Origin of the sequence: Agrococcus jejuensis (genome assembly GCF_900099705.1) — a bacterium.
Classification (GTDB): Bacteria; Actinomycetota; Actinomycetes; order Actinomycetales; family Microbacteriaceae; genus Agrococcus; species Agrococcus jejuensis.
Genome location: NZ_LT629695.1, coordinates 610,292 through 631,357, shown reverse-complemented (window position 1 = coordinate 631,357; position 21,066 = coordinate 610,292). Strand labels below are relative to the sequence as shown.

Annotated in this window: 21 protein-coding genes; 9 read left to right on the top strand and 12 right to left on the bottom strand. The window is 73.7% G+C overall.

Translation table 11 applies throughout. The annotated features are described in order from the left end of the window. Nucleotides 1-51: 51 nt before the first annotated feature. The 3 genes from BLQ67_RS02935 (at nucleotide 52) to BLQ67_RS02925 (ending at nucleotide 2,232) form a co-directional block, all read left to right on the top strand. Nucleotides 52-1,476 (top strand): amidase, encoded by a 1,425-nt coding sequence (locus BLQ67_RS02935; RefSeq protein WP_092502297.1) that lies wholly within the window; start codon nucleotides 52-54, stop codon nucleotides 1,474-1,476. Between the two features lie 70 nt (nucleotides 1,477-1,546). Next, nucleotides 1,547-1,846, top strand: coding sequence for an ArsR/SmtB family transcription factor (locus BLQ67_RS02930; protein ID WP_092502295.1), 300 nt, complete (start codon nucleotides 1,547-1,549; stop codon nucleotides 1,844-1,846). After that, complete coding sequence (locus BLQ67_RS02925; RefSeq protein WP_092502293.1) at nucleotides 1,843-2,232, top strand: VOC family protein; 390 nt, start codon at nucleotides 1,843-1,845, stop codon at nucleotides 2,230-2,232. The genes BLQ67_RS02930 and BLQ67_RS02925 overlap by 4 nt, the downstream gene beginning before the upstream one ends. On the opposite strand, the gene BLQ67_RS02920 is transcribed toward BLQ67_RS02925, so the two are convergent. Further along, the gene (locus BLQ67_RS02920; protein WP_092502291.1) at nucleotides 2,229-2,687 is read right to left on the bottom strand and encodes a hypothetical protein; all 459 of its coding nucleotides are present in this window, start codon (nucleotides 2,685-2,687) and stop codon (nucleotides 2,229-2,231) included. The genes BLQ67_RS02925 and BLQ67_RS02920 overlap by 4 nt on opposite strands. A gap of 80 nt (nucleotides 2,688-2,767) precedes the next feature. On the opposite strand from BLQ67_RS02920, the gene BLQ67_RS02915 reads away from it, so the two are divergent. After that, the gene (locus BLQ67_RS02915) at nucleotides 2,768-3,958 is read left to right on the top strand and encodes a glycosyltransferase (RefSeq protein WP_092502289.1); all 1,191 of its coding nucleotides are present in this window, start codon (nucleotides 2,768-2,770) and stop codon (nucleotides 3,956-3,958) included. A 224-nt stretch (nucleotides 3,959-4,182) separates the two neighbouring features. Here the strand turns inward: BLQ67_RS02915 and BLQ67_RS02910 are convergent, their stop codons facing one another. The 6 genes from BLQ67_RS02910 to BLQ67_RS02885 form a co-directional block, all read right to left on the bottom strand. Further along, complete coding sequence (locus tag BLQ67_RS02910; protein ID WP_092502287.1) at nucleotides 4,183-4,968, bottom strand: PspA/IM30 family protein; 786 nt, start codon at nucleotides 4,966-4,968, stop codon at nucleotides 4,183-4,185. A gap of 68 nt (nucleotides 4,969-5,036) precedes the next feature. Next, nucleotides 5,037-7,127: a TPM domain-containing protein gene (locus tag BLQ67_RS16940; protein WP_092502285.1), complete on the bottom strand. Its 2,091-nt coding sequence runs from the start codon at nucleotides 7,125-7,127 to the stop codon at nucleotides 5,037-5,039. Nucleotides 7,128-7,228: 101 nt separating this feature from the next. Beyond that, complete coding sequence (locus tag BLQ67_RS02900; RefSeq protein WP_092502283.1) at nucleotides 7,229-7,987, bottom strand: hypothetical protein; 759 nt, start codon at nucleotides 7,985-7,987, stop codon at nucleotides 7,229-7,231. Continuing rightward, the gene (locus tag BLQ67_RS02895) at nucleotides 7,984-8,493 is read right to left on the bottom strand and encodes a sigma-70 family RNA polymerase sigma factor (RefSeq protein WP_092502281.1); all 510 of its coding nucleotides are present in this window, start codon (nucleotides 8,491-8,493) and stop codon (nucleotides 7,984-7,986) included. The genes BLQ67_RS02900 and BLQ67_RS02895 overlap by 4 nt, the downstream gene beginning before the upstream one ends. 11 nt (nucleotides 8,494-8,504) lie before the next feature. Then, entirely contained in the window at nucleotides 8,505-9,254 is a 750-nt protein-coding gene (locus tag BLQ67_RS02890; RefSeq protein WP_092502279.1) for an FMN-binding negative transcriptional regulator, read from the bottom strand. Nucleotides 9,255-9,502: 248 nt separating this feature from the next. After that, on the bottom strand, nucleotides 9,503-11,389 hold the full coding sequence (locus tag BLQ67_RS02885) for a phosphoenolpyruvate carboxykinase (GTP) (protein WP_092502277.1): 1,887 nt from the start codon (nucleotides 11,387-11,389) through the stop codon (nucleotides 9,503-9,505). An 83-nt stretch (nucleotides 11,390-11,472) separates the two neighbouring features. Between BLQ67_RS02885 and BLQ67_RS02880 the strand changes: the two genes are divergently transcribed. Both BLQ67_RS02880 and BLQ67_RS02875 read left to right on the top strand, forming a co-directional pair. Continuing rightward, complete coding sequence (locus BLQ67_RS02880) at nucleotides 11,473-12,936, top strand: XRE family transcriptional regulator (protein ID WP_092502275.1); 1,464 nt, start codon at nucleotides 11,473-11,475, stop codon at nucleotides 12,934-12,936. Between the two features lie 15 nt (nucleotides 12,937-12,951). After that, nucleotides 12,952-13,566, top strand: a complete 615-nt coding sequence (locus BLQ67_RS02875; protein WP_157674635.1) for an arsenate-mycothiol transferase ArsC — start codon at nucleotides 12,952-12,954, stop codon at nucleotides 13,564-13,566. A gap of 224 nt (nucleotides 13,567-13,790) precedes the next feature. Here the strand turns inward: BLQ67_RS02875 and BLQ67_RS02870 are convergent, their stop codons facing one another. Genes BLQ67_RS02870 through BLQ67_RS02860 form a run of 3 tightly spaced genes read right to left on the bottom strand, consistent with a single transcriptional unit; the run spans nucleotide 13,791 to nucleotide 16,599 of the window. Beyond that, nucleotides 13,791-15,971, bottom strand: a complete 2,181-nt coding sequence (locus BLQ67_RS02870; RefSeq protein WP_092502271.1) for a heavy metal translocating P-type ATPase — start codon at nucleotides 15,969-15,971, stop codon at nucleotides 13,791-13,793. Further along, entirely contained in the window at nucleotides 15,971-16,291 is a 321-nt protein-coding gene (locus BLQ67_RS02865; protein WP_092502269.1) for a heavy-metal-associated domain-containing protein, read from the bottom strand. Before BLQ67_RS02865 ends, BLQ67_RS02870 begins: the two co-directional genes overlap by 1 nt. A 14-nt stretch (nucleotides 16,292-16,305) precedes the next feature. Then, complete coding sequence (locus BLQ67_RS02860; protein WP_092502267.1) at nucleotides 16,306-16,599, bottom strand: metal-sensitive transcriptional regulator; 294 nt, start codon at nucleotides 16,597-16,599, stop codon at nucleotides 16,306-16,308. A gap of 103 nt (nucleotides 16,600-16,702) precedes the next feature. On the opposite strand from BLQ67_RS02860, the gene BLQ67_RS02855 reads away from it, so the two are divergent. From BLQ67_RS02855 to BLQ67_RS02845, 3 genes are read left to right on the top strand one after another with little or no spacing between them, the layout of a single operon-like run. After that, on the top strand, nucleotides 16,703-17,986 hold the full coding sequence (locus BLQ67_RS02855; RefSeq protein WP_092502265.1) for an acyltransferase family protein: 1,284 nt from the start codon (nucleotides 16,703-16,705) through the stop codon (nucleotides 17,984-17,986). Between the two features lie 44 nt (nucleotides 17,987-18,030). Further along, nucleotides 18,031-19,437: an NAD(P)/FAD-dependent oxidoreductase gene (locus BLQ67_RS02850; protein WP_092502263.1), complete on the top strand. Its 1,407-nt coding sequence runs from the start codon at nucleotides 18,031-18,033 to the stop codon at nucleotides 19,435-19,437. Beyond that, a complete protein-coding gene (locus BLQ67_RS02845) occupies nucleotides 19,434-19,760 on the top strand; it encodes a cupin domain-containing protein (protein WP_231945140.1) in 327 nt (108 codons plus the stop codon). The genes BLQ67_RS02850 and BLQ67_RS02845 overlap by 4 nt, the downstream gene beginning before the upstream one ends. Here BLQ67_RS02845 and BLQ67_RS16780 read toward each other — a convergent pair. Both BLQ67_RS16780 and BLQ67_RS16775 read right to left on the bottom strand, forming a co-directional pair. Beyond that, nucleotides 19,748-20,389, bottom strand: coding sequence for a DNA-3-methyladenine glycosylase (locus tag BLQ67_RS16780; RefSeq protein ID WP_231945139.1), 642 nt, complete (start codon nucleotides 20,387-20,389; stop codon nucleotides 19,748-19,750). The genes BLQ67_RS02845 and BLQ67_RS16780 overlap by 13 nt on opposite strands. Then, a complete protein-coding gene (locus BLQ67_RS16775; protein ID WP_231945138.1) occupies nucleotides 20,386-21,066 on the bottom strand; it encodes a TetR/AcrR family transcriptional regulator in 681 nt (226 codons plus the stop codon). The genes BLQ67_RS16780 and BLQ67_RS16775 overlap by 4 nt, the downstream gene beginning before the upstream one ends.

The window sequence follows — 21,066 nt, the reverse complement described above, 5'->3', positions numbered from 1 at the left end:
CCTCGACCAGCTGGTGGGGGAGCGTCGCCGACGGGTCGTTAGGCTCGAACGGTGACGGCGCTGCACGAGCTCACGGCCCTCGACCTCTGGGACGCCCTGCATCGCAGGCGCGTCTCCGCCCGAGAGGTCGCCGAGCACTACCTCGCCCGCATCGAGCGCGACGCGTCCAACGCCTTCGTCACGGTCACCGTCGATGCCGCGCTCGCCCGCGCCGATGCGATCGACGCCGCCGACGACCGCACGCCCGTCATCCTCGGCCTGCCGTTCGCCGACAAGGACCTCGTGCAGCGCGCCGGCGTGCCGACGCAGTTCGGCTCGCGCGCACGCGAGGGCTTCGTGCCCTCGGTCTCCGATCCGATCGTCGACGTGCTCGACGCCGCGGGCGGCGTGAGCCTCGGCAAGACGGCGACGCCGGAGTTCGGCTTCTCGGGGCACACGTCGAGCGCCCTCACGGGCCACACGACGCTGCCCGGCCGCCCCGACCTCGGTGCGGGCGGCTCGTCGGGCGGTGCGGCCGCCGCAGTCGCCGCGGGTCTGCTGCCGTTTGCGCCCGGCAGCGACGGCGGCGGCTCCATCCGCATCCCCGCCTCCGTCTGCGGCCTCGTGGGCCTCAAGCCGTCGCGCGGTCGCGTGCCGGCCCACTCGGGCCTCGGGCAGATCGGCGGCCTGTCGGTCGCCGGCCCCATCGCGCGCACGGTGCGCGACGCCGCGCTGCTGATGGAGGCCATGCTCGGCCGCGTCAACGGCGTCGTGCCGCACCGCACGACGCTGCGCTCGCCCGAGCTCGACGGCGGCTCGCTGCTCGCGGCCGCGACGCGCGGCGAGGGCCGGTTCCGCATCGCCGTGCTCGAGGGCACGCCGTGGGACGACGCCGTCGACGTCGCGATCTCGCAGGACGCGCGCGACGCCGTCGCCGTCGCCGTGCGCGAGCTCTCGGCGCTCGGCCACGACGTCGACGACCTCGCGATGCCGGCCTTGCCCGGCTACGCCGACACGTTCCGCACGCTCTGGCAGTTCGGCGCCGCCGGCATCCCGTTCACCGACGCGCAGCGCGAGCGGGTCGAGCCGCTCACGGCGTGGCTCGCGGATGCGGGGCGCGCGCTCACGCCCGGACAGGTCACGCAGGGCGTGGCCCTGTTCACCGCCTACGAGCGCACCGTCGTCACGGCGTTCGCGCCGTACGACGCCGTGCTCACGCCCACGACGGCGCTGCCCGCCCGCCCGCTCGACTGGTACGGCGACGACCCCGAGGAGTCGTTCCGCCAGCAGGTGCGCCACACGCCGCACACGTCGTTCGTGAACGTCTCGGGCCTGCCGGCCATCACGCTGCCGGTGCACGAGACCGCCGAGGGGCTGCCGATGGGCGCGCACCTCATCGGGCGCCCTGGCGAGGAGGCGACGCTGCTCGCCATCGGCCGCCAGCTCGAGCGCCGCATCCCATGGGAGCACGTCGGCCGGAGGCGCTTCGCGGCGTAGGAGCGTCGAAGACATGCAACTCGTCGCTTGCCCTTGACATGCAACCCAACGCTTGCATATCGTCGATCCCGTGCCCGACGTCTACCGCGCGATCGACGACGAGACCCGGCGTCTGCTGCTCGACCTGCTGAGCGAGCGCGACGAGCAGACGCTCTTCGAGCTGTGCGGCGCGCTCGCGATGCGGCACGGCCTCACGTCGTCGCGGCAGGCGATCTCGCAGCACCTCGCTGTGCTCGAGGAGGCCGGCCTCGTGCGCGCCGAGCGTCGCGGCCGCACGAAGGTGCACACGTTCGACCCCGCTCCGCTCGCCGAGATCGTCGAGCGGTGGCGCATCCCCGCATCCACCGACTCCGAGAGGACCGCACCATGAGGATCCGACTGACGAGCGTCTTCGTCGACGACCAGGCCGCCGCCCGCACGTTCTACACCGAGACGCTCGGCTTCGCCGTGAAGCACGACGTGCCGCTGGGCGCCGACGCGTGGCTCACGCTCGTCGAGCCGGGCGACGAGGGCGGCATCGAGCTGCTGCTCGAGCCCAGCGGCCACCCCGCGGTCGCGCCGTACCGCGACGCGCTGCGCGAGGACGGCATCCCGCTGCTCGTGCTGCAGGTCGACGACCTCGCCGCCGAGCACGCGCGCCTCGAGGCCGCGGGCGTCGTCTTCACGCAGCCGCCGACCGACGTCGGCATGGCGCTCATCGCCGTCTTCGACGACACGTGCGGCAACCTCGTGCAGCTGCAGCAGCCGAAGGCCTAGGAGGCGGTGGGCTTGCGGCGCGGACGCGGCGCGCGCTGCTTCGGCAGGTAGCCGCCGAGCTCGAGGCCCGCCTCGATCTCGTACCGGTTCGTGAGCGCGTCGATGCCGGCGGCGTAGTACATGGGGATGAACGCGAGGCCGTACCGCAGCCACTGCTGCCGGTGCACCTCCTCGTGCGCGAGCACGTCGGCCGACACGTTCGCATGCGTGAGGAACGTCGCGCCCACGGTCGTGCCGCCGCGGCCGAACGCCCACGTCGGCAGCCCCGAGACGACGTGCAGCTCGCCCTCGCGCCGCACCTCGCCACCGAGCAGGCGACCCCACGCGAGCGCCGCCTGCGTCGCCAGGTGGTACCCGGGCACGGCGACGGGGCGCGAGAACAGCGCGCGCTGCACCGGCTGGAGCGCCGTGTGCGCGGCGCGACCCGTGGCATGACCGATGGAGCGCAGTCCCATGGCTGCGACGGTACTCGGATGCACGCTGCTGCGCCCAGCATCCGTGCGGGTCGCGTGCAGCACGGGCTACGCTGACGCCCATGCGGATCGCGATGGTGTCGATGCACACGTCGCCCGCAGACCGGCCGGGGTCGGGTGACGCCGGTGGCATGAACGTGTACGTGCTCGAGACGGCGAAGGCGCTCGCGGCTCGCGGGCATCGCGTCGACCTGTTCACACGCGCGGCCGGCACGCGGTGGACGAAGCGGCTCACGGCCGGCGTCACGCTGTTCGCGCTCGAGACCGGCGGGGGCGCGGTGCGCAAGCACGACCTGCCGAACCTCGCCGACGAGTTCGGCGAGCAGCTGCAGCGCGTCGCGGTCGACGCCGACGAGCCGTACGACGTCATCCACGCCCACTACTGGCTCTCGGGCCTCGCGGCGCTGCCCGTGAGCCTCGCGCTGGGCGTGCCGCTCGTGCAGACGTTCCACACGCTCGCGGTGCAGAAGACGGCCGGAGGCGCTGTGGAGCCCGAGCGTCGTCGCCTCACCGAGCGCTACCTCGGGCTCGAGGCGGATGCGGTCGTCGCGGTGTCGAACGCCGAGGCCGACACGCTCATCGACGGCCTGCACGTCGACGCGTCGCGCATCTGGCTCGTGCGGCCCGGCGTCGACGTCGAGGCGTTCACGCCGCCCGGGTTCGACGTGCGCGACGACGTGCGCTCGCGGCTCGGCGTGCGCGACCACGAGGCGCTCGTCGTCGTCGCGGGTCGCGTGCAGTCGACGAAGGGGCAGGACCTCGCGGTGCGAATGCTCGAGCACCTCGACGACGCCGTGCTCGCGATCGCGGGCGAGGCGCCGCCGGGCGACGAGTCGTTCGTCGACGAGCTCGTGGCGATCGCGGTCGAGCTGGGCGTCGAGGATCGCGTGCGCCGCATCGGCTCGCTCGATCGCCCCGACCTCGCGCGCCTGCTCGGGGCCGCGAGCCTCGTGGTCGTGCCGAGCCGAGCCGAGACGTTCGGCATCGTCGCGCTCGAGGCCGCCGCGTGCGGCACGCCCGTCGTCGCCGCCGACGTCGGCGGGCTGCCCGAGTCGGTCGCGCACGGGTCGACGGGCGTGCTCGTCGAGGGGCGCGACCCGGCGGCGTGGGCGGCGGCGTGCCGGCGGCTCATCGACGACCCCGTCGCGCTGTCGGAGCTGTCGGCGTCCGCGCGCATCGAGGTCGAGCGCAGGACGTGGCAGGCGTCGGCGGAGCGGCTCGACGAGGTCTACCGGGCGCTGGGCGCCGACTGAGGGCTCGGGGCTCATCCGCCGAAGTCATCGGTGGGCACCATTCGAGGCTCACTCCGTTCGCACCTCAAGGAGCGGTCATTGGTGACGCCTCGTCGCGGCGCGCCCTCCCCACCGGCCCTTGAGGTGCGAGCGAAGCGAGCCTCGAAAGGGTCTCGCGGAGCAGCGTCCAGGAGGCGACGAAGGGGCGCACCCGCAGGCGCGCCCCCTCGCATCCGTGCCGCGGATCAGCGGTCGACGACCTCCGCGTCGACCGTGCCGTCGGTCACGGCCGACTGCTGCTGGCCCGACGTGACGGCCTGCTGGCGACCGGCCTTCAGCTCGGCGAGGCGCGCCTCGATCTCGATGTCGCGGTCGTGGTTCTCGAGCGCCTCGAACTGCGCGTCGAGGCTCGAGGCGGCGAGCTCCTGCTGGCCGAGCACCTTCGCCTCCTCGCGGCGGATCTTCTCCTCGAAGCGGCCGATCTCGCTCGTCGGGTCCATGATGTCGATCGACGTGATCGCGTCGTGCACCTGCGCCTGCGCCTGCGCGGTCTTCTGACGGGCGATGAGCTCGGAGCGCTTCGACTTCAGCTCGTCGAGCTTCTGCTTCATGGTGTCGAGGCCGCTCTTCAGCTTGTCGACGACCTCGGTCTGCTGGCGGATCGACGGCTCGGCCGAGCGCGCCTCCGACTCCGACTGCATCTGCTTCGACAGCGCCACCTTGGCGAGGTTGTCGAACTTGTCGGCGTCGGGCGAGCCCTGCTGGCGCAGGTCGTCGGCCTTCTGGCTCGCGGCGAGCGCCTTGCGACCCCAGTCCTGCGAGGCGCGCACGTCCTCCTGGTAGTCCTGCTCCTGCATGCGCAGGTTGCCGATGGTCTGTGCGATGGCCTGCTCGGCCTCGGCGATGGAGTTCGTGTAGTCGCGCACGAGCTGGTCGAGCATCTTCGCGGGGTCCTCGGCCTGGTCGAGGAGCGCGTTGATGTTCGCGCGGGTGAGCTGGGCGATGCGACCGAAGATGGACTGCTTGGACATGGTCTCCCTTTCGAGTGCCGTGTGGTCTGGATGCTGGATGGATGAGGTGGGTCGGGGCGCGCGCCGACTCAGAAGTCGCCGCCGCCGCCGTCGAAGCCGCCGAAGTCGCCGCCGCCTCCGAAGAAGCCGCCGAAGTCGCCCCCGCCGCCCGTGAAGCCGCCGCCGTCGCCGCCGCCGAAGCCTCCGAAGAAGCCGCCGCCGTCGCCGCCCGATGCCGAGGCGCCCCAGTCGCCGCCACCGCCGTGGTGGGAGCCGCCCATGAGGATGTTGCCGAGCACCGAGCCGAGGACGCCGCCCATGACGGCGCCGCCGACGTTGCCGAGGCCGCCGCCGATGTCGCCGCCGTCGAAGCCGCCGCGGTCGCCGCGACGCCCGCGGTAGTAGGGGTTGCGCGAGCCGAAGCCGCCGGCCATGCCGCCGCCTCCGTAGCCGCGCACGTCGTCGTCGGCGTCGCGCATCGCCTGCTCGGCGCGCTCGGAGGCGCGGCGGGCGGCGTCGGTCGCGGCGGCGACGTCGGTCGCCTGCATGCGCAGCGCCTGCGCGAGGTCCTCCTGCGCGAGCGCGAGCATCTGGCGCGCGTGCGAGCCGACCGCGAGGCGGCGGGTGGAGAGGAACTGCTCGGCGGCGTCGATGTTCTGCCGCGCCGACGTGAGCCAGCCCTGCAGCGACGAGGCTGCCCGGCCGTGCCGGTCGGACTCCTCGCGCGACTGCCCCGTGGCCTGCTCGAGGGTGTCGTTGGCGCGCTGCAGGCGCGGCAGCACCTCGGCGACGTCGACGGGCGTGCGACGCGCGTCGGCGATGGCCTGCTCGGCGAGCTGGATGATCGGGGCGAGGTCGGTCGCGCCGCGCGGCAGCGACCTCGCGACCGCGACGTCGTTCACGGTGTCGTCGACGAGCGCCCGCACCTGCTGCTCGGTCGCGGCGAGGTCGTCGCCCGCGCGCTCGACGCCCGCGAGCAGCGAGCGCGCCTGCGCGAGCGCCGCCTCGGCGGCGTGCACGGCGACGGCCGCCTGGCCCGCCTGCGCGCCGCGGCCGTTCGCGACGGCCTCGTCGATCGCGGGCAGCAGCCGCTCGGCGCCGGCGATGTTCTGCTGCACGGGCGCGATGGAGTGGCCCGTGTAGCGGTCGTCGAGGCGGTCGAGGATCTGCTTGGCGTTCGCGATGCGTGCGTCGAGCTCGGTGCGCGCCTTCGCGGCGGCCTCCAGCGCCTGCGGCGCGGTGCGCTCGAGGTCGCGCAGCTCCTCGAAGCCCTTCGCCTGGCTGCCGAGCTCGGCAGTGGCACCCTCGGCGATCTGCAGGATGCGGCTCGACCAGTCGTGCCGCTCCTGGTCGGTGTCGGGGAAGGCGTCGTCGAGCTGCTGCTGCAGCTGGAACGCCTCGCGCAGCCCGCCCTTCGCGCGCTCGACGGCCTGCGCGTACTGCGCGACGGGCTCGTCGCCGAACTGCGCCTCGGCGAACTGCAGCTCCTGCTCGGACTGCTGCACGGTGTCGTCGAGCTGCACGAGTGCGATGTCGGCGCGCTGCTTCAGCTGGTCGAGGCTCAGCTGCTGCTGCTCGACCTCGGCCCGCGCCGCCTTCCTCTTGCGGCTGCGGCGCACGAGCAGCGCCGTCGCTCCCGCGCCGACGCCGAGCACGGCGATGCCGCCCACGACGGCGCCGCCGGTCTGCAGCGCGACCTGGCTCGGCGGCGGTGCATCCTCGGCGATGCGGTCGGCGAACGCGGCGATGCCGCCCTCGAGGTCGCCGTCGTTCAGCGCGGGCGCGAGGAAGTTCGTGGCGGCGTCGTCGATCTGCTCGGCCGAGCGGTCGACGCCCGATCCGGTCGACGTGCCGTACTGGCCGTCGTCGATCGCGATCGACAGCAGCACCGAGTCCGCGCCGAGCCCGGATGCGGTGGCAGCCTGGTTCGACCAGTCGCCCTGGGCGAGGCCGTCGAACGACGACACGACGACGGCGTACACCTGCACGTCGGACTCCGCGTTCGCCGCCTCCAGCGCCGCCGTGACCTCGGCGACGTCGAACTGGCCGGTCTCGTCGACGAACACCTCGCCGCCGAGGTCGACGGGATTCTCGGTGACGAGCGCCCCCGCGCTCAGGCCGAGCCCCGCAGCGGCCGCGATGCCGGCCGCCACGATGCCTCTGACGATGCTGGTGGGCATCCATCCCCCTCGGGTGGTCGCTTCGGCGCGAGCCTACCCGGCGGGTCTACGCGGGAACCTTGGGAATGCGGGGATGCGGGGGTGCTCTGAGCGAACGACGCTCAGGATGCGGTGGGGTCGCCGAGCGCGGGCCCGCGCACCTCGGCGCTCGCGCCGATCGCGACCGCGACGACGGGCACGAGCGTGCCGTCGACCGAGTCGCCCGCCGCGCACGGCGCGAGGTCGGTCGCGACGTCGACGATGACGCGCTCGACGTCGCCGGGCGCGAGCTGCGCCCGGAATCCCGCGAGCGCGGAGGCGGGGTCGATCGCGGCCGAGGCGAGCACGCCGTCGCCCTCGATGGCGGCGATGCCGACGTCGCCGATGCGCACGACGAGGGTCTCGTCGCTCGCGTTCGCGACGAGCAGCGTGGCCTCGCCGTCGACGGGCTGCGCGAGGAACGTGAGCGAGAGGCCGTCGGCGACCTGCGCCGCAGGCACGGCAGCGCACGCGCCTGCGGCGGCGCCGGCGCTCTCGGCGGCATCGCCGTCGGTGAACGTCGTCGCGTCGGGCTCGTCGCCCGCGGTCGGCGCCGACTCGTCGGTCGCCGCGGGCGCGGGCGCCTCGGGCTGCGCGCCCGAGTCGCCCTGCTCCGCCACGCCCTGCTCCTGCAGCGTCGCGGTCACGGGGTCCGGACCGAGCAGCCCCGGCACGACGACGGGCGCGAGGAACGCGAGGCACGCGGCACCCACGGCGACGCCGGTGCCGATCACCTTCGGGCGGCGGCGCCGGCGCGCATCCGCCACGACGGCGTCGACGTCGATCGTCGTCGTCGGCTCGGGCATCGCCTGCAGCCGCTGCCGCAGCTCGTCGTCGTTCACCGCGCCCCCTCCGCGTCCTCGGTCGCGATCTGCTCGCGCAGCTTCGCCATCGCGTCGCTCACGTACCGCTTCACCGAGCCCGCCGCGATGCCGAGCTCCTTCGCCGTCTCGTCGACCGACCGGTCCTCGTAGTAGCGCAGCACGACGCAGGCGCGCTCGCGCGGGCTCAGCCGCTCGAGCCGCGCCGCCATGTCGAGGTGCGCGCCCGTGAGCGTCGAGCCCGAGTCGATGCGCTCGTGCGGCACGACGAGCGGGCGGATGCGCTGCCACCGCTGCCGCCTGCGCGCGCGGTCGAGGAAGCGGTTCGCGATCGCACGCCGCACGTACGCCTCCGCCTGCTCGACCTCGAAGCCGTTCCGCAGTCGACCGAACGTCGCGGCCAGCGCATCCTGCACCAGGTCCCTCGCCTCCTCGTCGTCGCCGCACAGCAGCGCGGCGTATCGGGTGAGGGCAGCACCGCGCTCCGCGACCAGTCGGGTCACGACGGTCTCCCAGTGCGCAGCCATCCCTCTACCCCCTACGACGCAGAGGTGACCGGATCGGTTGGGGTCGCCGCGAGATCGGCGTCGAGGGACGCTTGCATGCGGTCGGCGAGGCCGGGATGGATGCCGCGCAGGTGCGCGATCACGTTCGCGCGCGTCTCGGGCGACTTGTTCTGCGACATCTTCGACTTCGCCGACCACGACCGCACGGTGAGGCGCAGGCCCGTCGTGCCCATCGAGAGGCCGAGGTTCGTCTCGTCGTCGACGTCGAGCCGCTTCGCGCCGGGGCGGTCGCCCTCGAAGTGGGCGACGAGGCGCTCGAGCGTCGCGACGTTCTCGTCGTGCGACACGACCTCGACGTCGCACACGGCGTGCACGGCCTCGAAGTTCCATGTCGGCACCTGGCCGTCGTCGGCGCCGAGGTACCACGAGGGCGAGACGTAGTCGTGGTCGCCCTGGATGACGACGAGCATCGTGCCGCGGCCGGTGGCGGCACCGCCGACGAGGCCGTGCAGTCGCGCGTCGGCGCGGCCGAGGTGCGTCACGAACGCGAGGGCGTCGCCGTCGTTCGCGCCGGGCGTCTCGTCGAGCAGCAGGGGCGTGTGCGATGCGACGGGAGCGTCGCCGACGTGGCTCACGACCGTCGCCCACGGATGCGTGCCCACGAGCGTGCGCACGAACGCGGGGTCGTCGACGCGGTACTGCGGGTTCGGCTGCATGCGTCGATCCTCGCATCCGAAGTCCGACCGGCGGCGGTCCGCCGCGGCGTCGCTGGTCGCGGTCACGGCTGCACGATCCAAGACCGCTCGTTGAGGTGCGAGCGCAGCGAGCCTCGAAGCGAGCCCGGCGAAGGACGTCGGTGGTGCTCCTTTCGAGGCTCACTCCGTTCGCACCTCGAGGAGCGGTTGGGAGGGCGAGGAGCGAGGGTGGGTGAAGACAGATCCGCGCCGCGGCGCAGGCGATGCGCCCCGCACACCACGGAGCCCCGACCGTGTCGCGCGGTCGGGGCTCCGGGTCTGGTGGGCGCTCGCGCCTACGCGGCGGCGAGCGCGGCGTCGGGCTCGGCGGCCGTCTGCTGCTCGAGGCGCCAGCGCACGTGGTTCAGCTGGCGGCGCAGGCCGAACGGCAGGCGCTCGAACTGGCTGAAGAACGCATCCACGTCGACCAGCTCGGCGAGCCATGCGGGCGCATCGACCTCGAGCAGCTCGTCGAGCACGCCCTCGGGCAGGTCGAGGCCCGACACGTCGAGCGCGCCGTCGCTCGGCAGCACGCCGATCGCGGTGTCGACGCCGTCGGCGGTGCCGGCGACGCGGCCGGCGATCCACTCGAGCACGCGCGCGTTCTCGCTGAAGCCGGGCCACAGGAACCCGCCGTCGGCGTCGCGGCGGAACCAGTTGACGCTGAAGATCGCGGGCGCGTTGCGGCCGAGGCGCTGGCCGATGTCGAGCCAGTGACGGAAGTAGTCGCCCATGTCGTAGCCGCAGAACGGCAGCATCGCGAACGGGTCGCGGCGGATCGCGCCGACGGGACCCTCGGCCGCGGCGGTCTGCTGGCTCGAGATCGTCGCGCCCACGTAGACGCCGTGCTCCCAGTCGCGCGCCTGCATCACGAGCGGCACCTGCGACGGGCGGCGGCCGCCGAACACGATCGCGTCGATCGGCACGCCCTCGGGTGCATCCCAGTCGTCGGCGATCGACGGGCACTGCGTCGCCCGCACCGTGAAGCGCGCGTTCGGGTGCGCTGCCGGGCGGCCCGACTCGGGTGTCCAACGCTCGCCGCGCCAGTCGGTGAGGCCCTCGGGGGCGTGCTTCGTCATGCCCTCCCACCACACGTCGCCGTCGTCGGTGAGCGCGACGTTCGTGAAGATCGTGTCGCGGTCGAGCATCGCCATCGCCGTCGCGTTCGTCGCCTCCGACGTGCCGGGGGCGACGCCGAAGAAGCCGTTCTCGGGGTTGATGGCGTGCAGGCTGCCGTCGGCGCCCGTGCGCATCCAGGCGATGTCGTCGCCGATCGTCTCGACGTTCCAGCCGGGGATCGATGGCTTGAGCATCGCGAGGTTCGTCTTGCCGCACGCCGACGGGAACGCGGCGGCGAGGTGCAGGCGGCGGCCGTCGTCGTGCGTCATGCGCACGATGAGCATGTGCTCGGCGAGCCAGCCCTCGTCGCGCGCCTGCACCGAGGCGATGCGCAGCGCGAAGCACTTCTTCGCCAGCAGGGCGTTGCCGCCGTACGCCGAGCCGAACGACCAGATCTCGCGCGTCTCGGGGAAGTGCGAGATGTACTTCGTCGGGTTGCACGGCCACGGGGTGTCGGCCCGGCCCGCCGCGAGCGGGGCGCCGACGGAGTGCACGGCGGGCACCCAGTCCTCGCCCTCGGCGATCGCATCCAGCACGTTCGTGCCGACGCGCGTCATGGCGTGCATGCTCGCGACGACGTAGGGGGAGTCGGTGAGCTCGATGCCGAGCTTCGAGATGGGGCCGCCGACGGGGCCCATCGAGAAGGGGATGACGTACATCGTGCGGCCGCGCATCGCGCCCTGGAAGAGCCCGCCGAGCGTCTCGCGCATCGACTCGGGGTCGCGCCAGTGGTTCGTGGGGCCCGCATCCTCGTCGTCGACGGAGCAGATGAAGGTGCGGTCCTCGACGCGGGCGACGTCGTCGGGGTGGCTGCGGGCGAGGTAGCTGCCGGGCCGTGCGGGCACGGGCACGATCGTGCCGGCGTCGAGCATCGTCTCGACGAGCGAGCCGAACTCGGCGTCGGTGCCGTCGCACCACTGCACGTGCGCGGGCTCCGTGAGGCGAGCGACGCTCGCGACCCACTCGACGACCGACGGGGCGGTGCCGTCGGGGGCGCCGATGAGCGTGCGCGCGGCCTTCGCGGCGGAGGCGCCGGCCGTCGGAGGCGGAGGAAGGATCGTCATGTCTTCCACCTTGCGCCGACTTTCCGGCCGAATCGCCCACTTGCGGGGTGAATGTTCGCCGCTTCTTTCGCTACGCTGCCGGTGTGAGCGATCTTGCAGTCCTCGGCCACCGCATCCGGCACTACCGCGGTCGCGCGGGCCTGACGCTCGACGGGCTCGGCGACCTCGTGGGCCTCGCGGGCAGCCAGCTGTCGCTCATGGAGAACGGCAAGCGCGAGCCGCGGCTGTCGCAGCTGCAGGCCATCGCCGCCGCCCTCGACGTCACGACGACCGACCTGCTGTCGGAGGAGCCGCCCACCGAGCGCTCCCGCATGGAGCTCGAGCTGCAGCGTCTGCAGGAGGGCACGGTGTACTCGCGCCTCGGCCTGCCGCACGTGCGCGCGTCGAAGACGATGCCCGACGAGGTGCTGCGCTCGCTCGTCGGCCTGCAGCGCGAGCTCGACCGCCGCTCGCGCGAGGCGATCGCGACGCCCGAGCAGGCGCGCCGCGACTCCACCGCCATCCGCCTGCAGATGCAGCAGGCCGACAACGCGATGCCCGAGCTCGACGCGCTCGCCGAGGAGCAGCTCGCCGCCGTCGGCCACGAGCGCGGCGCCCTCACGCACCGCGCCGTCGCCGACATGGCGACGCGCATCGGCTTCGAGCTCGTCTACGTCACCGACCTGCCGCACTCCACGCGCTCGGTCACCGACCTCGAGCACGGCCGCATCTACCTGCCGCCCGCATCCATCCCCGGCGGCCACGGCCTGCGCTCCATGGCGCTGCAGGCGATCGCGCACCGCCTGCTCGGCCATTCCGAGCCGACGTCGTACCGGGAGTTCCTGCAGCAGCGGCTCGAGATCAACTACTTCGCCGCCGCCACGCTCATGCCGCGCACGGCGTCGGTCGAGTACCTGCGGCGGGCGAAGCAGGAGCGCAACATCGCCGTCGAGGACTTCCGCGACGCGTTCGGCGTCACGCACGAGTCCGCCGCCATGCGCTTCACGAACCTCGCGACCGTCGACCTCGGCCTGCAGGTGCACTTCCTGCGCGTCGGCGACGACGGCGCCCTCATGCGCGCGTACGAGAACGACGGGCTGCCGCTGCCCATGGATGCGTCGGGAGCGATCGAGGGACAGGTGGTGTGCAGGCACTTCGCCGCCCGCACGGCCTTCGACCGCGCGTCGCGCACGACGGAGTTCTACCAGTACACCGACACGCCCGTCGGCACCTTCTGGTGCTCGTCGCAGACCGGCACAGGCACCGACGGCGAGTTCTCGATCACCGTGGGCGTGCCGTTCGACACGGCGAAGTGGTTCCGCGGCTCGTCGACGCAGCGCCGCGACCAGTCGCGGTGCCCAGACAAGACGTGCTGCTCGCAGCCGGCGCCCGAGATCGCCGACCGCTGGCGCACGAGCGCGTGGGCGTCGGCGCGCATGCACCAGCACACGCTGGCGCCGCTGCCGTCGGGCACCTTCCCGGGCGTCGACGACGCCGAGCTGTACGACTTCCTCGAGCGGCACGCGCCCGACGAGGCCGACGCGGACAGCGCTCGGATGGGCGCCTAGGCCATGCTGGGAGGCATGCGCGGCAGGCGGGGCAGGCAGGGCGACGAGCCCGTGTCGCTCGACGACGCCGCCGTCGCGCTCGTCGATGCGCACCCCACGCTCGACGCAGGCACCGTGACGACGCTCGTGCACCACTCGCGCGATCTGCTCGCCGCGATCGACGCCGGCCACGAGCGCCTGCAGCAGCGCGCCGTCGACCTCGCCGCCGCCCGGCTCGACGCGCTCGACGCCACGGTGTCGCCCGGCGTGCCGCGCGTGCTGTTCCTGTCGACGCGCAACGACGGCATGTCGATCCTCGCCGAGGCGCTCGTGCGCGCCTCGGGTGCGCCCGTGCTCGCGTCGTCGGCGGGCGTGCGACCCGTCGCGACCGTGCTGCGCTCGGTGGCGGATGCGCTCGCCGAGGTGGGCGTCGCCCACCCGGGCTTCCCGAAGCCACTCACGCCCGAGGTGCTCTCGCGGGCCGACGTCGTCGTGACGATGCTGTGCGACCCGCCCCCGCTGCACGACGGGCAGCGCACCGAGGACTGGGACTTCGAGGACCCCGCGGGGCTCGGCTCGGGAGCCGTGCGCACGCTGCGCGACCGCATCCGCGTGCGCGTCGACGAGCTGCTGGCGCAGCTGGGCTCCTAGCGCTCCGCCGAGTCTTCGATCGGGCCCGCCTCACAACCGCTGGTCGAGGAGGCCGCAGCCGAAGGCTGCAGCCGTCACGAGGCCACGCGACGTGCCCGCTCGACGCGACCACGCGCATGGCTGGGCAGGAGCGGCGGTCGCGTGGTCTCGTGACGCGTGCTCGCTGCGCTCGCGCGCTCCTCGACCAGCTGGTGGGGAGTCGAGCGCAGATCGGCAGCTGGCGCCTACCGCCGCGGCCTGTACAGCCGCAACGTGAGCGACGACGCCACCACGAGCACGCTCGACAGCGCCATCGCGAGGCCCGCGAGCATCGGCGTCAGCAGGCCCGCCATCGCGACGGGGATCGCGATCGTGTTGTAGGCGAACGCCCACACGAGGTTGAGGCGGATGGTCGCGAGCGTGCGGCGCGACAGGGCGATGGCGTCGGCGGCGGCTTCGAGGTCGCCGTGCACGAGCGTGACGTCGGCGGCGTGCTGCGCCGCATCCGTGCCGGTGCCCATGGCGATGCCGAGGTCGGCAGCAGCGAGGGCTGCGGCGTCGTTGACGCCGTCGCCGACCATCGCGACCGACCCGCCGGCCTGGGCGGCGCGCACGGCCTCGACCTTGTCGGCGGGCGTCGCGGCGGCGGTGACGTCGTCGATGCCGACCTCGCGGGCAACGGCGTGCGCCGCGCGCGGGTTGTCGCCCGACACCATCCCCACGCGCACGCCCATGCGAGCGAGGCGTGCGACGGCGGCGGCGCTCGTGGGGCGCACCTCGTCGCGCACGGCGAGCACGCCGCGGGCGGCGCCGTCCCATGCGACGACGACGGTCGTGGCGCCGCGCGCCTCGGCCTCGTCGAGCGCGGCGGCGAGGGATGCGGGCAGGGGAGCGGCCCACGCATCCGCGATCCACGCCGCCGAGCCGGCCTGCGCCGCGACGTCGTCGACGACGCCGTGGATGCCGAAGCCGGCCGCCGCCTGCACCGACGCCGCGGCAGGCGCGTCGGGCGCAGCGGCGACGATGGCCTTCGCGATGGGGTGCTCGCTGCCGCGCTCGAGCGCCGCGGCGACGCGCAGCACGCGCTCGGCGTCCTCGCCGTCGGCGACCGTCGTCGCCTCGAGGCGCATGCGCCCGGCGGTGATGGTGCCGGTCTTGTCGGCGAGCAGCACGCGCACGCGGCGCGCGGCCTCGAGCACGCGGGCGTCGCGGATGAGGATGCCGAGCTCGGCACCCGTGGTCGTACCCGCGAGCAGCGCCGTCGGGGTCGCGAGGCCCAGCGCGCACGGGCAGGCGATGATCAGCGTGGCGATCGCGGCGGTGAAGGCGCGCTGCACGTCGCCGGTCGCGACGATCCACCCGACGAGCGTGAGCACCGAGAGCGCGACGACGACGGGCACGAACACCGACGAGATGCGGTCGGCGATGCGCTGCACCGCCGTCTTGCCCTCCTGCGCCTGCTCGAGCAGGCGGGCGATGCGCGCGAGCTCGGTGTCGCCGCCGACGGCGGTCGCGCGCACCACGAGCACGCCGGAGCCGTTGATGGTCGCGCCGATCACGGCGGACCCTGACGTGACCTCGACGGGCATCGACTCGCCGGTCACGAGCGACGCATCCACGGTGGAGGCGCCCTCGACGACGACGCCGTCGGCCGCGATCTTCTCGCCGGGCACGACGCGGATGCGGTCACCCACCACGAGCGCATCCACGGGCACGCGCTCCTCGCCGGCGTCGGTGAGGCGCGTGGCCTCGCGGGCGCCGAGGCGTGCGACGGAGCGCAGCGCGTCGACGGAGCCGCGGCGCGCGCGATGCTCGATGAGGCGCCCCGCGAGCAGGAACGCCGTGACGGCCGCGACGACCTCGAGGTAGAGGCCCGCGTGCTCGCCGGTCGAGAGCAGCCCCTCCATGTGCATGCCCATCTCGCCGGCGCCGCCCCACACGAGGGCCCACACCGACCAGAGGTAGGCGGCGGTGACGCCGAGGGAGACGAGCGTGTCCATCGTCGTCGCGCCGTGGCGCAGCGCCAGGGCGGCGGCGCGGTGGAACGGCCACGCCGAGTAGACGGCGATCGGCGTCGCGAGCACGAGCGACAGCCACTGCCAGCCCTCGACCTGCAACGCGGGCACCATGCCCATGGCGACGACGGGCGTGCCGAGCACGGCGGCGACGAACAGCCGCCACACGAGCGGCGAGTCCGAGCGCTCGCGGTCGGGCTCGGGCAGGGAGGCGCCGTAGCCGGTGGCCTCGACGGTCGCGATGGCGTCGGCGGCGCTCGTGCCCGCGGGCAGCGTCACGTGCGCGACCTCGGTCGCGTAGTTCACGGTCGCCTCGACGCCGGGCATGCGGCCGAGGCGCCGCTCGATGCGAGCGGCGCACGACGCGCACGTCATGCCCTGGATCTCGAGGTCGACGACCTCGGCGGGCATCAGCCGACGAGCGTGTAGCCGGCCTCGTCGACCGCGGCGCGCACGGCCGCGACGTCGAGGGGGCCGTCGGCGTCGACGCGCACGGTGGAGGTGCCGCCCGCGACGAGGTCGACCTCGACGCCGCGCACGCCGGCGATGGCGCCGAGCTCCTCGGTCACGGACGAGACGCAGTGGCCGCACGTCATGCCGGTCACGGCGAAGTCCTGGGTCTGCGCGGGGGCTGCCGTCTCGGCGGCGCCGCCACCGCAGCATCCTCCGCCGCAGCATCCGGACTGCTCAGGCGCCTGCGGGGCGGTGGTGATCTCGACGTCCTGCTGCATGGGGATTCCTCTCGTCACGAGCGGACGAGCCGGCCGATGGCCTCGCTCGCCTCGCGGATCTTCTCGTCGGCGACCGTGCCCCCGGACCTCGCGGCCTCGGCGACGCAGTGCGCCAGGTGGTCGTCGAGCAGCTGCAGCGCGACGGTCTCGAGCGCCTTGGTGGCGGCGGAGACCTGCGTGAGGATGTCGATGCAGTACGTGTCCTCCTCGACCATGCGCGCGATGCCGCGCACCTGGCCCTCGGCTCGCTTGAGCCTGCGGAGGATCGCCTGCTTGTCCTCGGCGTAGCCGTGGCTGTGCTGCTCCATGCCGCCCACCATACCCCTTGGGGGTATGTCGAGTCCAGGATGCGGGCCTCGCGCGAGGGTCGACATCCCAGGTTCCGCGCACGCGGCGTCGTACAGTGACCGCGTGACCACCGACGCACGCGCCGCCGCCGAGGCGAAGCTCGCCAAGCGCGACCTCACGCTCGACCTCGCGCGCGTCGTGTGCGTGCTGCTCGTCATCGTCGTGCACCTGCTCTTCGCGGGCGTCTCGGTGAGCGACGAGGGCATCTCGCTCGAGCGCACGCTCGAGCTGCAGACGTGGTTCCCCGCGGCGACGTGGTTCGGCCTCATCATGCCGCTGTTCTTCGTCGTCGGCGGCTTCGCGTCGGCCGCGGGCTTCCGCAGCGCGCGGCGCCGCGGCGGCGACCCCGAGGAGTTCGCACGCGTGCGCCTCGCCCGCCTCGCACGCCCGTCGCTGCCGCTGTTCGTCTTCTTCACGATCGTGCTGGGCGTCGCGGCGCTGCTGCCCGTCGACCCCGCGTTCGTCGACGGCGTCGCCGTGGGCGTCGGCTCGCCGCTGTGGTTCCTCGCGTCGTACATGCTCGTGCAGGCGCTCGCGCCCGTGCTCATCGAGTGGCACGAGCGTCGCCCCAAGACCACGCTGGCCGTGCTCATCGCCGCCGCGTGCCTCACGGACCTCGTGCGCATCCTCGTCGACGAGCCGCTCGCGGGCCTGCCGAACGTCGCGTTCGTGTGGCTCGCGGTGCAGCAGCTCGGATTCTGGATGCACGACGGCTGGTTCGCCGCGCGCCGCTGGTGGCAGCTCGCGCTCGTCGTCGTCGTCGCGTACGCGATCCTGCTCGTCGTCGTGCGCGTGGGCGACTACTCCACGAACATGCTGTCGAACCAGTTCCCGCCCACGGTGCCGCTGCTGCTGCTCGGCATCGCGCAGGCGTGCCTGCTGCAGCTGCTGCATCGCCCGCTCACGGCGCTCATGCGGCTGCGACCCGCGCAGGGCTTCGTGCTGCTCATGGGGTCGCGTCTCATGACGGTGTACCTGTGGCACCTGCCGCTCATCATGGTGATGATCGGCGTGCAGCTCGTGCTGCCCTTCCCGCTCTCGACGCCCGGCACGGCGCAGTGGTGGCTCGAGCGCATCCCGTTCTTCCTGCTCGTGCTCGTGCTCGTGTCGCTGCTGTCGATCCCGCTCACGCGGTTCGAGCGCGTGCAGGCGCTGGGGGAGTCGCCGCCCGCGTGGCGCACGATCGTCGCGATCGTGGTGTTCATCGCGCCGCCGTTCGCGATCATGACGTTCGGCATGGACCTCCCGCTCGCCGCCGCGGGCGTCGTCGGCACCGTCGTGGCGCTGCTGCTGGCCCGCATCCCGCTGTCGCCGGCCCCGAGCGGCACGCTGCTGCCGCCCGCGTGACCTGCCCTCACCCGCAGGCAGCGCAGCTGTCTTAGGCTCCGCTCATGGAGACCACGTTCGACGCATCCGTCGATCCCGCGCTCGTCGCTCGCGCCCTCGCCCCCGCGCAGGAGGGCTCGGTGTGGCTCGACATGCCGTCGCAGCGGCATCCGCGGCTCACGTCGCACGTGCGCGCCGACCTCGTCGTCGTGGGCGGTGGCTACCTGGGGCTCTGGACGGCGCTGAAGGCGGTCGAGCGCGAGCCAGGCACGAAGGTCGTCGTCGTCGAGGCGCATCGCCTCGGCTGGGCGGCGTCGGGCCGCAACGGCGGCTTCTGCGACGCCTCCCTCACGCACGGCCGCGCGAACGGCGAGGCCCGCTGGCCCGCAGAGCTCGACGAGCTCGAGCGCCTCGGCATCGGGAACCTCGACGGCATGGGCGCGGACATCGAGCGCCTCGGCCTCGACGTCGAGTGGGAGCGCACGGGCTCGCTGACGGTCGCGACCGAGCCGCACCAGGTCGACTGGCTGCGCACCGAGGCGATCGAGGACCGTGGCGTCTTCCTCAGCGCCGAGCAGACGCGCGCCGAGCTCGACTCGCCCACGTTCCTCGGCGGCTACCTCGATCGCACCGGCACGGCGCTCGTGCATCCCGGTCGCCTCGTGCATGAGCTCGCTCGCGCGTGCGCCGACCGCGGCGTCGAGCTGTTCGAGCGCACCAAGGCCATCTCGATCGACTCCGACGACGACGGCGTCACGGTGCACACGGGCGGCGGCAGCGTGCGCGCGCCGCGCGCGATGCTCGCGACCAACGCCTTCCCGAGCCTGCTGAAGCGCGACCGCCTCTCGACGGTGCCGGTCTACGACTACGTGCTCGCGACCGAGCCGCTCACCGCCGAGCAGAAGGCGGCGATCGGCTGGGGCAACCGCCGCGGCATCTCGGATGCGGCGAACCAGTTCCACTACTACCGGCTCACGGCCGACGACCGCATCGTGTGGGGCGGCTACGACGCCGTCTACTTCTACGGCGGCCGCATCCGCCCGCACCACGAGCGTCGGCAGGCGTCGTTCGACCGGCTCGCTGCCCACTTCCTCACGACGTTCCCGCAGCTCGAGGACGTGCGCTTCGCGTACCGCTGGGCGGGCGTCATCGACACGTCGACGCGCTTCTGCGCCCAGTACGGGCTCGCGCGCGGCGGCAAGGTGGCCTACGCCAACGGGTTCACGGGCCTCGGCGTCGCGGCGACGCGCTTCGCGGCCGACGTGTGCCTCGACCGGCTCACGGGCGTGGAGTCCGAGCGCACGCAGCTGCAGATGGTGCGGCAGCCGTCGATCCCGTTCCCGCCCGAGCCGTTCGCGTCGGCCGGCATCCAGGCGACGCGCTGGTCGCTCGACCGTGCCGACCACAACGGCGGCCGCCGCAACGCCTTGCTGCAGACGCTCGACGCGCTCGGCCTGGGATTCGACTCGTGAGCCGCGTCGTGCGGCTCGCCGACGTCGCCGTGCCGCTCGAGCCGCTGCCTGCGACGGATGTCGTCGAGGGTGCGCCGTCGGCGGGATCCGTCGCGCTCGCGACGATCGGCGAGGTCGAGGTCGGCGTGTGGCGCATGACGGCGGGGGTCGCGACCGACGTGGAGGTCGACGAGGCGTTCGTGGTGCTCTCGGGCAGCGCCCGCATCCGCTTCGCCGATGGCGAGGCCATCGACGTCGCAGCCGGCGACCTCGTGACGCTGGACGCGGGGGAGCGCACCGAGTGGACGGTGCACGAGTCCCTCACGAAGGTCTACGTGGCCTGACGCCGCCTGGGCGTCGCCGCCCGGTAGGCCGAGACGCTCGGCTCGTCGGGCAGCCAGCACCGCCACGGGAACCGCGTGCCGTCGCCGCCGTCGCCCGAGACGCCGACGCGCGGGCCCGTGCGGTGGGGCAGCGGATGCGTCGGCAGCGGGCCGTCGACCGCGAGCGTCCACGGGCCGTCGCCCAGCAGGTCGGCACCGTCGTCGGCGAGCGTCGCGCCGAGCGCCTGCGCCACGTTGCCCGGTCCGCGCGCGAGCTCGACGATCGGCGAGCGCCTCGGCTTCGCCTCGCGCCGCCTCCGAGCGAGCGGCTCGCCCTCCACGACCGCGCCGGCGCGCACGAGGATGCCGAAGCCCTCGCGCTCGCCCGCGACGACGTTGATCGCGTGGTGCATCCCGTAGGTGAAGTACGCGTAGAGGTGCCCGGCGTCGCCGAACATCGTCGCGTTGCGCGCCGTGCGGCCGCGGAAGGAGTGCGCGCCCGGGTCGTCGGCGCCGCGGTACGCCTCGACCTCGGTGATGCGGATCGCGACGCGACCCTCGGCGGTGTCGTGCGCGAGCGTCGCGCCGAGCAGCAGGGGAGCGACGACGACGGGGTCGCGCGCGAGCCAGGCGCGGTCGGGCCGCGTCACGGCTCTGGGTCGAGCAGCGTCTCGAGGCCCGCGATCGTCGTCTCGAGGATGAACGAGAAGTAGGCGGCGTCTGCGGCGCGTACGGCTTGGGCGTCGCCGATGAACGGCTCGACGAGCGTCGCGCCGATGAGCGCGATCGCTTCGGAGTCGCTCGTCTGGAGGTCGGCCAGCATCGCCGCGTGGTCCTCGGGCTCGTCGCCGGCGATGAGCCTGCGCTCGTCGCCCATCGCGACCGCCGAGAGGGTGTTGTTCAGCAGCGCGGCGTAGGCGAGCGCCGCGCGGTCGCCGAAGCCCGCACGCTGCAGCGTCGCGACGCCCGCCTCGACCGACGGCTCGAGCAGCGTGAGCGAGGGTCCGTGCAGCAGCAGCCACTGCGCGACGCCCGGGTGGGCCGCGATGATGTCGCGCGAGGGCAGGATCACGGCACGGAACCAGTCCTGCCACGCGAGGGTCGGGTCCGGGATCGCAGTCTGGTCGAGCACATGCTCGACGACGCGGCGCACGATGACGTCCTTGCCGCCGACGTGGTGGTACAGCACGGATGCGGCGACGTCGAGCCGGCGGGCGAGATCGCGCACCGACCACCCCATGAGGTGCGTCTCGCGCGTCAGTGCGACCGCCTCCGCGACGATGCGCTCGGGCGTCAGGCCCACGTGGAAGGGCGCGTCGTCGATCAT